This window comes from Rhizobium nepotum 39/7 (assembly GCF_000949865.1).
GTDB lineage: Bacteria > Pseudomonadota > Alphaproteobacteria > Rhizobiales > Rhizobiaceae > Agrobacterium > Agrobacterium nepotum.
This window is the reverse complement of record NZ_JWJH01000003.1, coordinates 283,657-299,292: the sequence shown is the minus strand read 5'-3', so window position 1 is coordinate 299,292 and position 15,636 is coordinate 283,657. Positions and strand designations below refer to the sequence as shown.

Genomic DNA, 15,636 nt, shown 5'->3' with positions numbered 1-15,636 from the left:
TTCCTCCTACCTCGTCGCAGTCATCGCCGTGCCATAGGCGGCGATCTGCGGAGTGACGTCGTCCTTGCGGACAAGTTTCAGGAATTCATCTCCGGGCCGCGGCGGGTTGTGTCGGAACACGTACCAGGGGCCGCCCTGTTTGCGCTGGTAAAGCACCTGGCCGATACGGCCGTGGTCGAAGCAGGTATTGGCCTTGCCGCTTCCCGCCACGCTTTTCCACGTGGCGCGCATGCACAGCGTGCCATTGGCATCCACTGTCCAGCGGCCTTCGCCGACCGACTTCGTGCCTTTCTCCGCCGTGGCGGCAATGAACTTGCGGCCATCGGCGATGAAACGTCCGCCGCCCGCGTCCCATTTCCAGGTCTTGTCGAAGTACATATCGACGACTTCGCTGGTCCGTAGCGGTTTCGGCGTCTTCGTGCCGCCTGCGGCGTGGACCGCGCTAGGCGCGGCCACCGCAAGGCAAAGTACGAAAGCGGAGAATCCGCATTTGCTTATTGTTGTTCTCATCACAGCCTCCTCCTTCTAATGTCCGACCCTATTGTCGGCCAGCATGATCTCTCCGGTCATCACCGGCGACGGCACCACGGTGGGTTCCGCCTGCACTTCCCGATTACCGGGCAGCCCCGGCACGGTGATGCGCAGCTTCAAACGCACCGATCTCGCACCTTCCACGCCCGCACCGGCGACCGTGAACCGCGTTTCGGTGAAACTGACATAAGGTTGCCCGTGCGACAGGGCTTCCAGCCCGCCAATCGCGTGGGAGCTGAGTTCCGCAGCACTACCGGCCACCAGCAGCAGCGAACAGGCGGCGGCAGTCGCCCCGCCGCGCAATGCCGGCAACCATGGCAGACCGTTTTCCACCGTGTGACGAATGAGAAGAAATACCGAAAGGCCGGCATAGATCACCACATTGATCGCCGCGAAGATGAAGAAGCCTTCCGCCCCGCTGTCACGCGGCGCCAGCGCCATGGCCAGAAGGCTGAGCGCCGCCAGAACCATGTAGGGCGCAATAACCCTGAAAGGCAGCGGCGGCTTTGCCTGGGTGCCCTTGGGCGTGATGCGGAAATCCACGAAATCGCCACGGATCGTATCGCGTATCGCCGCAAGCACGCCCATCAACGACCAGGGCCAGCGCAGGAACAGGAACACCATGGCTTCCCAGCTGAAAAGCCTCGCATCATGCGGGCGGAAAACCCCCGTGGCCCGCCAGAAGAATGCGAACACGATCATGATGAGCGAAATCGGCAGGAAATGCGCCAGAAACACCGGATAGGATGCATTGACGAGGACACGGCCGCTCAACAGCGCTACGGCGGGAAGCACGAACATCAGCACCATGAAGCCGGAAAACAAGGGATACCAGAGCTGCGAAAACAGGAACTGGAACTTCAGCCGCAAGGGCAGCTTCGTCACATACTGCCTTGAATATTGCAGCAGAATGGTCATCAGGCTGCGCGACCACTGGAATTCCTGCACCACGAGATCGGTAAAGGTCACCGGTCCGTCGCCGTGCGCAATGGCATTGACGGCATGAGCGCCGCGCCAACCGCCGGCATTCATCAGAAGCGTGGTGGAATGGTCCTCGGCAAGCTCCGGTCCAAGGCCGCCCACTTCACGCAGGGCCTTGGTGCGCACGGCATAATGCGAGCCGATGCACAGCGGCGCCCAGCCGTTATTGTAACCGAGTTGCAACGCGCCATGCAGGCTCGCTTCGGCATAAAGCCTGCCGCGCGCGGCCCAGCTTTCCTCGGCATTGGCATCGCAAATGCTCGGCGCGGAGACATATCCGATCGCCGGATCGGTAAAGGGACGGATGATTTCGCTCAGATATTCCGGTTCCGGCACATGATCGGCATCGAACTGCGCAACGAAATCATAACGCTCGTAACCGTAATGATCGTAGAAATAAGCGAGATTGCCTTCCTTGCAACGGGTACGGCGCGGCCAAGTTTTGCGGTGATAATCGGCGACACCCTTTCGGGTCGAAACGAAAACACCGTGCGCGCCGCACCATTTCAGCGTTTCCGCATCCGGGTCTTCATCCGCAAGCCAAACATCGAATTCCAGACCCTTTTGTTCCAGCATGGCCAGCAGCGTCTTTCGCACCACGGCGAAAGGCTCCGACGGCGCCTTGGTGACGACCATCGCCACCCGGCCCTGCGGCAAAGGGGAACGGCGGTCAACGACCCTGGCGTTCAGGAAGATAAAGATGAAATAGGACGGCAGAAGCGTGATCCACGCCAGCGTAACGGTGACGACGGTATAATAGGGCCAATCGATGATGCGGTCGCGATCGAGCCACCAGGCCCAGAAATAGACAAGCGTTACCAGCCAGCCGCCGATGCCGAGACGATAGGCCATGCGGTTCCAGCCGCTGAAGACCGGTAGCATCCGCAATTGACCTGCAGCGGCCCGCGATGATGTGACGGAAGGGGTTGAACGGGCTTTCATGACAGCACCTCCAGCCCGAAGCCGGGACCGGCCGTGCGGATGATGGTGTCGATATCGGAGCGGCTCGGCGCAAAGCCGAGCGTCTTCTTCGCCCTCTCTATGTCGGCGAACAGGGCCGGCGGATCGCCAGCGCGTCTTGCACCGAAATGCACCGGTACCGCCTGCCCCGTCACCCGATGGATCGCCCGGATGATATCGCCGACCGACGTGCCGTGGCCGGAACCGAGATTGACGCGCAGCGTCTCGCCGCCATTGACAAGATGGTTGACGGCGGCCACATGGGCATCGGCCAGATCGCTGACATGGATGTAGTCGCGAATGCAGGTGCCGTCGCTGGTGTCATAGTCCGCGCCGAATACATCGAGCTGCGGCAGCCGTGCGGCGGCGGCCATCAGGGCGCGGGGGATGAGATGGGTCTCCGGTTCGTGGCGTTCGTAAAGCTCGCCATCCGGGTCGGCGCCCGCCGCGTTGAAATAACGCAGCGCGACGAAACGCACGCCATAGGCTGCGGCATAATCATCGAGCGCCATTTCGAAAATCAGCTTTGTGCGACCATAGGGGTTGACGGGCATCTGCGCCGTTTCCTCGCGGATCGGCAATTGCGACGGCACGCCATAGGTGGCGCAGCTGGAGGAAAACACCAGCCCGCCGATATTCTGGTCGAGACACGCATCCAGCAGCGCCAGGCTGCCGCCGACATTGTTGCGGTAATATTTGCGCGGATCCTCGACGGATTCGCCGACATAGGCATTGGCGGCGCAATGGATGACGAAGGCCGGTGAGAATTCCTTGAGCGTGGCTTTCAAAAGGCCACGATCAAGGATGTCACCTTCGATAAAGGGACCCCAGCGAACGGAATCCGCGTGACCCGTCGAGAGATTGTCGTAAGCGATAGGCTTAAAGCCGGAATGCGCCAGCGCCTTGCAGATGTGGCTGCCTATGAATCCGGCCCCGCCCGTGACGAGGATTGTGCGGGGCATCTCATACGGCCTCCGCGACCTTCTTGCCGGTCAGCAGCGCATCGAAATAGGTGATGGTTTTTTCCAGCCCCATTTCGAGCGGTACGCGCGGTTGCCATCTGAGCAGTTCCTTCGCCCGCGAAATATCGGGACGGCGCTGCTGCGGATCATCGATCGCAGCGGGCAGATGCACGATGCGCGAGCGGGAATTCGTCATGCGGATCACGATATCGGCCAACTGCCGTACCGGGATTTCCGTGGGGTTACCGAGATTGATCGGCCCCGTGCAGTCCTTCGGCTTGGCCGAGAAGCGCAGGAAACCGTCGATCAGATCGTCGACATAGCAGAAGGAGCGCGTCTGGCTGCCATCGCCATAAATGGTAATGTCCGTACCCTTCAGCGCCTGCACGATGAAGTTGGAAACCACGCGTCCATCATCCGGGCGCATACGCGGCCCATAGGTGTTGAAAATGCGTCCCACCTTGATATCGACGTCGTGGCAGCGATGATAATCGAAAAACAGCGTTTCGGCGCTGCGTTTCCCCTCATCGTAGCAAGCTCGCGGCCCGATTGTATTTACATTGCCGAAATAGCTTTCCGGCTGCGGATTGACGAGCGGATCGCCATAGACTTCCGAGGTCGAGGATTGCACCACGGTTGCGCCGCATCTGCGGGCGACTTCTAGCACATTGACGGCGCCGAGCACATTGGTGAGCAGGGTGCCGACGGGATCGCGCTGATAGTCCGGCGGCGAGGCCGGCGAGGCGAAGTTGAAGATCAGCGAAACGTCGATGTCATAGGGTTTGCGGACATCATGCTCGATCAGCGAAAACCGCTTATTGTCGCGCAAATGCTCCACATTCGCCATCCGTCCGGTCGAAAGATCGTCGAGACAGATCACCTCGTGGCCGCAGCCCAGCAGACGTTCGCAAAGATGGGAACCAAGGAAACCGGCCCCGCCATTAACAAGAACGCGCTGGCCTGGCCGCCACTCGGAATAGATTGTGACGCCGTTGTCGTGCTCGTTGGGAACGAAATTACGCATTACACACTCCTCCCCATGAGGAATCAGCCCAGCTGATTCGACTTGATCTAGAACAAACTCCCGATTGTGGGATACCTTGAATATCGTCCTCCGGTTTTTATTTCTTCTGGAGGTTTTAATATTCGGATTCTATATATTTCAACTTTTATGATAGGCGTGTCAAAAAGCAGGTCAACTTAATTTTATCGAAATATTACAATTGATTACCCTGCATTACTCAAAATAACCCTTTTGTTTAATACTTTTTAACTACGCCTCCATTATGCCTTTCTTATTGAGCATTAGCGCAAGCTTCACTCAACCAGTCGGGACTATTCTGGTTTTGTTAGGCTCGGTCCACCGGGACAAAACCGCCCGGCGAGATACGACAGACAGTCGATTTCAGGGGACATACACGATGAATGAAATGCCTTATTCCCATGGCGGCAAAACAGCCCGCCACCGCCGCCTCGCACTTGTCGCCGCAGCACTTGCGGCTTTCACTTTCGCGACTGCTTCTTGCTCCGTGGTCGAAGATGCCGTTCTGATCAAGACCGCATCCGCGAATACGGCGACGATCAAGAGCCGGGTTGCTCCGGCAAAGGCGTCCTACGGCTACGACAAGACAGGCAACGCGGCTGTCATGCTTGTTGCCGACGCTTCCGATGCGCCCGCAATATCGCCGCGGCATTCCTATTCAGGTTCTTCTCCCTATATCTGCTCGCCGAGCGGATTTGGTCAGAAGTCCCGCTGCTTCCTGAGGCCCTGAGCCTCCAGGATATCCTCTGCTGGAAACTGACGCCCGGGCGGACTTGGCCTACCTGAGGATCAGTTCTTCCAGCCGGAGAAGGCTGCGTCGTCATCCTTGTGGAAGAAACGTGACGCCGCCTCCGTGCGGTTACGCACGTTCATCTTCTTGTAGATGTTGCGAACGTGTACCTTCACGGTGTTCTCGGACAGATGCAGCCGGTCAGCGATGATCTTGTTTTGCGTTCCCTTGCAAAGCAGGTCGAGGATTTGTACCTCGCGCGTCGTCAGCGCCGCAATTTCGCTCCTGCTGACTGCAAGGGCATCGGCGCGGTTGGCGATCACGGCGTTGTCTTGAACGCTCTTGCCATTGACGCCATGGGAATAGGGCGTGAGCTTGCCGAGAAGAGCGGCCGGAAAATGCTCTCCGCCTTTCATAAGCAGATCCACCGCCGCCATGAAGACATCGAGCCGCAGATTAAGCGGCAGCACGCCATCGATGATACGCATCTCCACCAGCTGCTTCAGCCGCTCCTCGACCTTGTCGATGGATTCGACGACGAGCGCTATCGGTGCGTCCGGGTGCTTTTCACGGACCGCCGACAGAACGGCATGAAGCCGCTCGCCCGACATGCGGTACGGCAGCACCAGCCGGACATTGGCGCCGTAGTCATCGTCGATCTTCTCCGACGACGCCACGCTCACCACAGCGAATGTAGGGAACTTTTTGCCCAACGCCTCCACGAGACATTCGGAAAACAGATCCGGATCCGCTATGATCAATAAAGTTCCATTTATAGGAGCAACGGCACTACCCTGTTTTGCCGCATAATCTGAAGTTCCCATGAACATTGACGCCTCCCTAAAGCGCTTACGCATTACATTCTTTTTGGTTGTGCAGTCCGTCATTCGCCGGGATACCCCTAAAAACAAAGGGGGCGATTCCCGCATCAAGCCATGTCAACTATCATTAATTACCCGTTAATTAAGGAGGCTAATACGAAAAGCTGTGTAAATAAATGGCCCAAACGGGTTATTTCTTGCAATTGACGTACAAAATTGGTTACGCGGATATAGAATCATTCATCTTGGAACCATTGCAAAAACAAACACATCGGAAAAGCTTTCGCTGCGGTTTCGCAATCCGAGAAAATATAACTTTTAGTTGATATCCCTTTACATAGCTGCCCGGTGAACAACCTCCCCGGACGTGCCATTTCGGGATAACGGTGTTTTTCCGCCGTAATAAACCATGTTTTCAAAAATGCCGCTTTCTCCTGCCGAATCCGCTGTTATTTGCGCCTGAGCCTGCGGGAAAATCCCCGATCGGCCACCTCTCGCATATATATTCGGGCGAAGGCGCCGATATGTTTAGCCCGAATTGATAGCTAGGAAGTCCGATTTTTCTCCGGCACAGTCTGGCCGTCGCTGAAAACGGCGATCGATGGAAAGACACCCCCGGCCTTTGACGTGTGTTTGCAAACGCCGGCTCCTTTTCAAGACATAACGACAAGCAAAAAGACGAAGCCACCGCGCTCCCCATCGGAGCGAGGAACGGATTTGTGCGCCTTTATACCGAGTAGCGCACAAGGGCTGAACGAAAAGAGCCCGGTCACGGGCCAATGCCGAGCCGCAGATGAAACGTACCGAGTGCATCTGCAAAACATCAATCTTTGTGCAACACGGAGCAAGCGCGAAAAAATCCCGTTTTAGATGAGAGGGATTTCGAAAGCTGCTCCGAGCTTTTTCGGAGGAAATCGAAATGGGTTACAATCCACAGCCTGCGGGCGATGACATCACCAAGATCGGCGCGCTTTCCGAGGGTTTTGCCAATACCTCGACCAATGACGCCAAGGTGGAAGACAGCAATGTCGGCACCGCAAACGGTGAAAACCGCAACAACGACAACAGCGACAACAGCACCAATGTGGATGTTGACGCCAAAATCGATGTGGCAGTCGGCAATGGTGACAATCGCGACAACGATTATGACTGGAGCTATGACAGCAAGTCATACAGCGACAACGACACAACCACCAAGACCAGCACCGAAACCAATACCGACATCAAGACTGATTACGACTGGAGCTACGAAAGCAAGTCGTACAGCGATAACGACACCAATGTGAAGACGGTCACGGATACGGACACCAAGACCTTCTCCTATTCCGACGACGACACGACAACAACAACCACGACGACCTCCGACAGCTTCAACTCCGCTGACAGTTTCTACAAGTCGGATGACGACTTCGGCAACATCACGGGCGTCAAGGATGTCGGCAATCTCGGCATCGCCGGCGGAGACCTCACCTTCAACCTCGGTGACGACTTCTCCTTTACGCTGGACGTCGACAACATCCTCAACGGTTCGCTCAACGGCGACGGCAACGACACGGGCTTCAGCCTTGTGCAGGCCAACCACCTGGCAGATCAGGATCAGGCCTGGGATATCAAGATGGACAACGGTGGTGCCCAGAACCACCTGAGCGCCAATGCCGGTGACGCCTATGGCGCCGAAGGTATGGACGGCAAGGGATGGGACCTCAAGGCCGGCGACGACGCTGCCGGTACAAGCACTGCGGATGCATCGGCAATTCTTGCAAATTCCGGCTTCCATCTGGAACTGGTGCAGGGCGCCAACATGCTCTCCAATGCCGTTGACGCCACGATCACAGGCGGTAACTCGCATGTTTCGGACGTCGGTGAAGATCACTCCTGATAATCACCTCTCTACGAAAAGAGCTGCACCGGCACCCGCCGGTGCAGTTCGCGGTTAAAAGACCAGGCTTGGCGAAATGAAGCACCGCCTCTGAGATGTGTGCCCGCCATTCCAGGGTCCTGCCGCGAGGATCAGGGAGGGACCTGCAATGCATATCGACAGAATTTCAGACATCATCGCGCATTTCATCGGCCTGTTCGACACGGTAATCGACGAAGCGCGCCTGAGAAGCAACCCTACCGAAGGGGCGGTACAATCGGATCCCGACCGGTTGCCGGATGACGAAGCGGCAAGGCTGCTCGACAAGAATTATGACGTTCCGCTGCAGGATTATGATCCCGGCGTCAAATACCACGCCGGCTATTATGATTTCGACTATCTGCAACCGCATTTCGCCCGCATGGTCGAACACGACATGCAGCAGCTTGCAAATGCGATACCGGTCGATATTTCAGCCGCGCATTTCCGCTTTCCCGGCCGTCTTTCCTTTGAGGAAGAGCGCGAACTGGTGGTGCATACCGGCCCCGGCTCCGTCATTGCCCATATCGCGCAGGTCAATATTCTTCAGGACGATGACTATCTGAACATGACGGACGGCCCAAATGTGGCGCGCGACACCAGTTTCGTGACCCAGCGCACCGTCGAGTTCTATAACGAAGCGGCCGTCTTCACGCCTTTTTCCGTTTTCCAGCGCACCGACAGTTACGACGCGTTGCAGGCACTGGCCAAATCCGCCCATGATTATATCGATCACGCCCGTGAAAACGATGTTACCTCCCTCGGCACCGGCGCGGATCAGGATTTTGTTCTGGCCGGCAACGAGATCAACGGCCTCTATATCAATGGCTCCATAGCCAGCGAAAAGCCGACGCTCGACGACTTCATGCCGGATCGTGGCATTGCCAAGCCGGCTGAAGAGCCGGAAAAGAGCGATGTTTCCCTGCATGAGGACAGCCCCGCCGGCAACAGCCTTGATGTGGCGGCCGGCGCCAATATCGTCGCCAACATCGCCACGCTGGTCAATACCGGCGTCATGACCTCCGTTACCGCCGTCATGGGCGACTATCACCAGATCGACGCGATCACCCAAGCCTATATCTATAGCGACCGAGACGACATCGCCTCCGTTTTCACGCAATCCGAAGACCACGCGGCAACTGCCGCCTACAATATCGCAAGCTTCGAACGCAGCGTCTATCCGGGGGCGGAAGACACCGCCGACAGCAGCAACGATAACGGTGAAACGCCGATATTTCCCACCGCCTGGCGTGTCAGCGTGCTTGAAGGAGACGTGTCCTTCGTGCACTGGATCGAGCAGTACCAGTTCATCAGCGATAACGACACGCTGACGATCACCACTGCGGGCGCCAGCGTCAGCCTGCTGACGGGCGGCAATGCCGCGCTCAACATCGCCAATTTCCTCGGCATCGGCATGCAATACGATCTGATCATCGTCGGCGGCAATGTGCTGGACATGAACATCATCAGTCAGATCGCCGTGCTTTACGACAATGACTGGGCGCGCGCCAATGCCGGTGCGCCCGATGGCGCCACCATCCAGTCCGGCAACAACCTGCTGTGGAACGATGCCGCCATTCACAATGTCGGCGGCAACGACCGTTTCGAAACCATGCCGGACTACATGACGCAGACGGTGAACGCGATCAACGAGCGCGACCCCAACATACCGGATGCGCTTGCCCATGATGTCAATTTCGCCGGCTATGAGGGGCTGAACGTTCTCTACATCACCGGCAACCTTTATGACGTCAGCATCATCAAACAGGTGAGCGTGCTGGGCGATTCCGACGATGTGACACAGGCCGCCGCCAAGGTTCTAGAAAACAACGAAAACGCCACCGTCCACATCGACACCGGCAGCAACGCCGTCGTCAATCTCGCGCAGATCATCGATTACGACAGCTTCGGTTCGACAACCTACGTTGCCGGCGGAGTGTATTCCGACGCCATACTGATACAGGGCGGCATCATCGAAAACGATGCGTCGCAACCGGGGCAAAACGGCCAGCTGGCGAACGAGATCATCGCCTTTCTTCACGACGACCCCGCCACCATCCAGAATGAATCCGATGGCATCATCAATGCCGGTCACGACATGTCGTGGTCGAGCGCCCATTCATCCGACGTCATGCAGGGGGTCACTGCATAGGTTTTGGCGGGCGGAGGAGGAAACATCCGCCACCGAAACCGCAGACACCGCAAGATTACCGAGGGGACCACTATAAATGGATCATATTTCAAGAAAAACCATTGCCGACGGGCGCTCGCTGGACTTGTCGCTGGATCAGGACGCGGAAGACAGCAAGCTGACGGATGCCTGCATCTCAGCCATCAACGAAGCCGTCGAGAACCTGCGCCAATTATCCGGCGCGGAACAGGTGGCGAAAACAGCTCCCCCCTCCGCCGAGACCCCACTGACGCCGCCTCTTTCGCAACCCTCCCCGACCGCACAACCGGCGCAAATGCGCGACGCTCCTCGGGAAAGGCCCGCGCCGCAGCAGGACAGGCAGCCCGCCTCCCCGCCGACACCGCAGGCCAAGGTGGACAATACCGAGCTGAAGACCGCGCCCGAACTGCCTTTCGTCAAGACCATCGACAATAATGACGGACCGATCCGTGAAAACGAACGCCGGCCGGTGACGGGCGGCGGCGGCAACGGCAAGGATCCCTTAGACAATGGCGGTGGCGGCGGTGGTGGCGGCGGAAGCCAGAGCGGCTTCCACAAGCGCAGTGAGCCGGTCAATTTCGCCGCAAGTCTCGCCAAGGGCATTGCTGCCGTGCGCCGTAACATGGTGGTGGTGATGCTGTTTACCGTCGCCATCAATGTCCTGCTGCTCGCCATTCCGCTCTATCTGTTCCAGATTTCGGACCGGGTGCTGACCAGCCGCTCGATGGATACGCTGGTGATGCTGACGGTCGCCGTCCTCGGCGCGGTTCTGCTGCAGGCCTTCATGGATGCCATTCGGCGCTTTATCCTGATGCGCACCGCCGTCGAGCTGGAAGTGCAGCTTGGCGCGCCGATCCTTTCGGCCGCCGCCCGCGCCTCGCTGCATGGCAGCGGCAAGGACTACCAGACATTGCAGGACTTGCAGCAGCTGCGCTCCTTCCTCACCTCCGGCACGTTGATCGCCTTTCTCGATGCCCCGCTGATGCCGCTTTTCATCGTGGTGGTCTATCTCGTCCATCCGCATCTCGGCATCATCATCATGGTCTGCTGCGTGGTGCTGTTCATCATCGCCTGGCTGAACCAGCGTTTCACCGCCAGACAATTCTCCGAAGCGTCCGGTTATCTCAGCCGCGCCAATTTCCATCTCGATTCCATGTCGCGCAACTCGCAGATCATCAATGCTCTGGCCATGATCCCCGAGGCGGTGAAGATGTGGGGCCGCGAAACGGCCGGATCACTGAAGTCGCATGTGGCGGCGCAGGATCGCAACATCATGTTTTCCGGCGTCTCCAAGGCCGCCCGCATGATAACCCAGGTGGCATTACTGGGCTGGGGCGCGCATCTGTCGCTTGCCGGCGAACTGACCGGCGGCATGGTGATTGCCGCCTCCATCATTTCCGGCCGCGCGCTGGCGCCCATCGAAGGGGCGATCGAAGGCTGGCACCAGTTCAACAAATCCGCAGCCTCTTATGGCCGCATCAAGCAGCTTCTCATCAGTTCGCCTTTAAACTTCCCGCGCCTGCGGCTGCCCAATCCGGAAGGCCGTCTGGATGTGGAGCGTATCCTCTTCGTGCCGCCGCCGCAGAAGAAGGTGATCTTGAACGGCATTTCCTTTTCACTGAAAAAGGGAGAGTCGCTCGCCATCATCGGCAATTCCGGCTCCGGCAAGACGACGCTCGGCAAAATGCTGGTCGGCTCCATTCTACCCACCTCAGGAAATGTCCGCCTCGACCTCATGGACCTGCGCAACTGGGATCAGCGGCAATTCGGTGAGAGCATCGGTTACCTGCCGCAGGACGTGCAGCTTTTTCCCGGCACCATCAAGGCCAATATCTGCCGCATGCGCGACGATGTCGAAGATCGTCAGATCTATGAGGCGGCCGTGCTGGCCGACGTGCACGAGCTGATCGCCGGTTTCCCGCAAGGCTACGAGACGGTGGTCGCCGCCGATGGCGCGCCGCTTTCCGGTGGCCAGAAACAGCGCATCGCGCTTGCCCGCGCCTTCTTCGGCGACCCCAAATTCGTGGTACTGGACGAGCCCAACTCCAACCTCGATACGCAGGGCGAGCAGGCGCTGGCAAAGGCCATTCTGCACGCCAAGAAACAGGGCATTACCACCGTCACCATCACCCAGCGGCCGGCACTTCTTCAGTGCGTCGACAAGATCATGGTGCTGAAGGACGGATCTGTCGCCATGTTCGGCGAACGGATGGACGTGCTGAAGGCCATTTCCGGCAATGCCCGGCCAAGCGGCCAGTCTCCGCAGATCGAAGGTTGAGGATCGTCATGTTCAGGAAAAAAACCGCCATCGCCGAGGTAAAATCCCAGGGCCAGCTTGAATGGTACAGCGAAGTGCCGCGTTCCATTCGCCTGCACAGTTCCATCGGTCTGGCCGTGCTGCTTGCCTCCTTCGGCGGGTTTGGATACTGGGCGGGCACGGCGCCGCTCTCTTCCGCCATCATCGCCCAGGGCAGCTTCGTCGCCACCGGCAACAACAAGATCGTCCAGCATCTGGAAGGCGGCATCATCAAGGAAATGATGGTCAGCGAAGGCGACACCGTCGAGGAAGGCGATGTGTTGCTGACGCTCGACAAGACGACAGCGCTCGCCAACGAACGCATGTTGCAGCTGCGGCGGCTCCGCCTCGAAACCATCGTGACGCGCCTGCGAGCCGAGGCGCAGGGAGAAAAGAGCTTCAAGGTACCAGACATCGTGATGAAGGAAGCCGGCGATCCGGATATCAAGTCCATCATCCAGAGCCAGAACATCGTGTTCCACAGCAAGCTCATCAAGCTTGAGGAACAGCTGAACCTCATCGACAAGAACATCCGGTCGCTTGAGTTCCGCTATACGGGTTATGACGGACAAAAACAGTCCTTCGACCGGCAACTGGCGCTTTTAACGCAGGAGCGCGATTCCAAGGCAAAGCTCGCCAGGGACGGCGTCATCCGCAAGACCGACATGCTGGCGCTGGAACGCGCCATCGCCGATGCCATGGGCGATATCGCCCGCCTGACCGGCGAAATGAACCAGAGCGAGGCGGAAATCGCCAAGTTCCGGCAGGAAGCGGTCATCGCCCTTAATGCCAACAAGCAGGCAGCGCTCGACGCATTGGAAATTGCGGAGGCGGATCTCGATAGCGTGCGCGAGCAGGTGCGCGGTGCCGCCGAAGTGCTGGAGCGCACGGTCATCCGCTCCCCCGTCAACGGCACAGTGGTACGCGCCTATTACCATACCGCCGGCGGCGTCATCACCACCGGTAAGCCGATCATGGAAATCCTGCCCGCCCATGTTCCCCTGATCCTTGAGGCGCAGGTTCTCAGAACCTCGATCGATCAATTGCATGAGGGCCAGATCGCCGCGATCCGTCTTTCGGCGCTGGACCGCCGCACGACGCCCGTTTTGAACGGCAAGGTCTTTTACGTTTCCGCCGACAGCATCGAGGAAAATGCAGGCATGCAGGTCAAGGACGTCTATATCGTGCGCGTGCAGATTTCCGACGAGGAGATCGCCAAGGTCCATAATTTCCACCCCGTGCCCGGCATGCCGGCCGACGTTCTGATCCAGACTTCGGAGCGCACCTTCTTCGAATATCTGACCAAGCCCATTTCCGACAGCATGTCCCGCGCCTTCAAGGAAAGATAAAGAAATAGAGCATCTCCGGTAAAAGTGCGCAGCGGTTTTTAGGGCATACACTGTCAATCCTGCACTGACGGGCATAGAATGCCAGTATATTTCATTGGGGCGGGAGAATCAGCATGGCGGCGATGTCGGATGTATTGCTGATGGTCGGCAGGCTGAATTATGTGTGGACCAACACCGAAAGCCTGATGATCTATCTGATCGTCCATCTCCTGAAAGTGGAGAAGGAAGCTGCCATCGTCGTGTTCCTGACGCTCAACACCACGCGGGCGCGCATGGACCTCATCGAGCGTCTGGCGAAGCTTCCCTCAACGCCCGCGCCGGACCGCAAGACCATTCTCTCCATCATGGCGCGGCTCAAGAAGGAAGCGAAGACGCGCAACAAATACAATCACTGCATCTATTCCTTCGACGAGAAGGGCGAAATCGCCAGCACCCAGCTGATGCGGCTGGTGGAAGACGACAGCCAGGTCCGTTACGGCAAGGTCGAACGCATGGACGAGAAGGAAATCGAGCACCTCGAAAAGTCGATCACGGACATCGTCGAGGTCAGCAAGGACATGTGGAGCTTCATCCACGCCAGCCCGCACGTCTCGGCGGATTACCTCTGACGTAGGGCGTTGCGTAGCACTTAAGCTCTCGTCTGCAACCGCACGCCAATCGCCGGGTGGGTTTCGCCGTTCTGCGCGGATTTCGCCGGAAGGCAGAGTTTTCCGGCAGCGAAATACAGCAGGAAAGAACCGATCTGGAAGGGGAAGATGATATCGATTTCCACGAAGGAGCGAACGACGAACAGCGCGCAGATGGCAAACAGAATGACGCCCTGCGGATCGCTATGGCGCATCAGCACCGAACGTAGATGTCCGAGCAGCGTTCCGTAAAGCACCATGCCGAGCAGCACCATGCCGACGATCCCATTCTCCACCACCGTCTCGATATAGGTGTTGTGAAAGTGGAAGCCGCTGCGTCCGGTAATGAAAAAGTCGTTCCACAGGCGCTCGGCATCGGCAAAACCCGCCACCCAGAACCCCTGATATCCGACGCCGAGGATAGGCGTCTGTTTCGCCGCCTCGATGCCCTGCTGCCAGAGATAGGTGCGGCCGGTCAGCGTCGAATCCTTGCCGAAAAGGCCGAGAATGGCATCAAGCAGGCCGAATTGCAGGGAAGCGACCGCTAGCAACACACCAAGACCGCCGAGCGCAAAAAAGGTCATCTTGCGGTTGGCCGGCGAAAGCATGCCGATCGGGATGAAGCCGATAATGAGGGCAACCACCGCCGCCGTGGTAATGGTGGATGTGGCCGATTGCGACGCAATGAGACTATAGGCCGACAAAAGTCCGGTGACGCCAGCGACAGGCAGCCAGATGCCCCTTTGCTTGAGGACCAATACGGAGGATACGGCAAAAATAACGCCGAGCGAGGCGTAAAAGCCGAGCTGGTTCTTTGACGAGAAAGCGCCGACGAAACTGTAGGTTCCATCCAGCGCATCGAAGAGGTGGACACCGAACAGCAGCGAATAGAGCAGCACCACGGCGATGCCGATCAACCCGCCGCGCGTCAGCGTGCGGATTGAGATCACCCGCATGGCGATGAGCGCGCAGACGATATGCGTCATATACTGGATGGAGGCGCGCATGGTCACCGACGCGGCCTCCGACCAGAAGCTCGACAGCACGGTCAGAATGCCGAAGGCGGATATCCACAAATAGCGCGGATAATTGCCGAGTACACGCCGGTAATTGACCACCACCAGCGGTAGCCAGGTGCCATAATAGGCCAGAACCGAGATTTGCCCAAAACGCGAGGAATAGGCGAAAACGAAGAATGACAGCGCAATCGCCGCCATTCCGTAGACTTCATTGCGTTCGGGATCGATCAGCGCCGATTTGGCGATCCGCAT

12 protein-coding genes are annotated in these 15,636 nt (G+C 58.1%); 6 read left to right on the top strand and 6 right to left on the bottom strand.

All coding sequences use genetic code 11. The annotated features are described in order from the left end of the window. Window positions 1-6 precede the first annotated feature (6 nt). The 4 genes from RS75_RS04535 to RS75_RS04520 are packed head-to-tail and all read right to left on the bottom strand — an operon-like array spanning window position 7 to window position 4,458. Window positions 7-510, bottom strand: coding sequence for a DUF995 domain-containing protein (locus RS75_RS04535; RefSeq protein WP_045017794.1), 504 nt, complete (start codon window positions 508-510; stop codon window positions 7-9). A gap of 15 nt (window positions 511-525) precedes the next feature. Then, window positions 526-2,454: a glycosyltransferase family 2 protein gene (locus RS75_RS04530; RefSeq protein ID WP_045017792.1), complete on the bottom strand. Its 1,929-nt coding sequence runs from the start codon at window positions 2,452-2,454 to the stop codon at window positions 526-528. Beyond that, window positions 2,451-3,434, bottom strand: a complete 984-nt coding sequence (galE, locus tag RS75_RS04525; RefSeq protein ID WP_045017790.1) for a UDP-glucose 4-epimerase GalE — start codon at window positions 3,432-3,434, stop codon at window positions 2,451-2,453. The genes RS75_RS04530 and galE overlap by 4 nt, the downstream gene beginning before the upstream one ends. A gap of 1 nt (window position 3,435) precedes the next feature. Then, on the bottom strand, window positions 3,436-4,458 hold the full coding sequence (locus RS75_RS04520; RefSeq protein WP_045017788.1) for a UDP-glucuronic acid decarboxylase family protein: 1,023 nt from the start codon (window positions 4,456-4,458) through the stop codon (window positions 3,436-3,438). A 397-nt stretch (window positions 4,459-4,855) separates the two neighbouring features. Between RS75_RS04520 and RS75_RS04515 the strand changes: the two genes are divergently transcribed. Next, on the top strand, window positions 4,856-5,206 hold the full coding sequence (locus RS75_RS04515) for a hypothetical protein (protein ID WP_045017785.1): 351 nt from the start codon (window positions 4,856-4,858) through the stop codon (window positions 5,204-5,206). Between the two features lie 59 nt (window positions 5,207-5,265). Here RS75_RS04515 and RS75_RS04510 read toward each other — a convergent pair whose 3' ends face one another. Continuing rightward, window positions 5,266-6,036 (bottom strand): helix-turn-helix transcriptional regulator, encoded by a 771-nt coding sequence (locus tag RS75_RS04510; protein WP_045017782.1) that lies wholly within the window; start codon window positions 6,034-6,036, stop codon window positions 5,266-5,268. A gap of 910 nt (window positions 6,037-6,946) precedes the next feature. Here RS75_RS04510 and RS75_RS04505 point away from each other — a divergent pair. The 5 genes from RS75_RS04505 (at window position 6,947) to RS75_RS04485 (ending at window position 14,347) form a co-directional block, all read left to right on the top strand. Then, window positions 6,947-7,906: a fibrinogen-binding protein gene (locus RS75_RS04505; RefSeq protein WP_045017779.1), complete on the top strand. Its 960-nt coding sequence runs from the start codon at window positions 6,947-6,949 to the stop codon at window positions 7,904-7,906. A 148-nt stretch (window positions 7,907-8,054) separates the two neighbouring features. Further along, window positions 8,055-10,076, top strand: coding sequence for a hypothetical protein (locus RS75_RS04500; RefSeq protein WP_045017777.1), 2,022 nt, complete (start codon window positions 8,055-8,057; stop codon window positions 10,074-10,076). A 76-nt stretch (window positions 10,077-10,152) separates the two neighbouring features. Further along, window positions 10,153-12,372 carry a type I secretion system permease/ATPase gene (locus tag RS75_RS04495; RefSeq protein ID WP_045017774.1) on the top strand — a complete coding sequence of 740 codons (2,220 nt, stop codon included), beginning with the start codon at window positions 10,153-10,155 and terminating at the stop codon, window positions 12,370-12,372. 8 nt (window positions 12,373-12,380) lie between these two features. Continuing rightward, window positions 12,381-13,739, top strand: coding sequence for an HlyD family type I secretion periplasmic adaptor subunit (locus tag RS75_RS04490; RefSeq protein ID WP_045017771.1), 1,359 nt, complete (start codon window positions 12,381-12,383; stop codon window positions 13,737-13,739). Window positions 13,740-13,852: 113 nt separating this feature from the next. Beyond that, window positions 13,853-14,347: a hypothetical protein gene (locus RS75_RS04485; protein WP_045017768.1), complete on the top strand. Its 495-nt coding sequence runs from the start codon at window positions 13,853-13,855 to the stop codon at window positions 14,345-14,347. 20 nt (window positions 14,348-14,367) lie between these two features. Here RS75_RS04485 and RS75_RS04480 read toward each other — a convergent pair whose 3' ends face one another. After that, on the bottom strand, window positions 14,368-15,636 hold the full coding sequence (locus RS75_RS04480; RefSeq protein WP_045017766.1) for an O-antigen ligase family protein: 1,269 nt from the start codon (window positions 15,634-15,636) through the stop codon (window positions 14,368-14,370).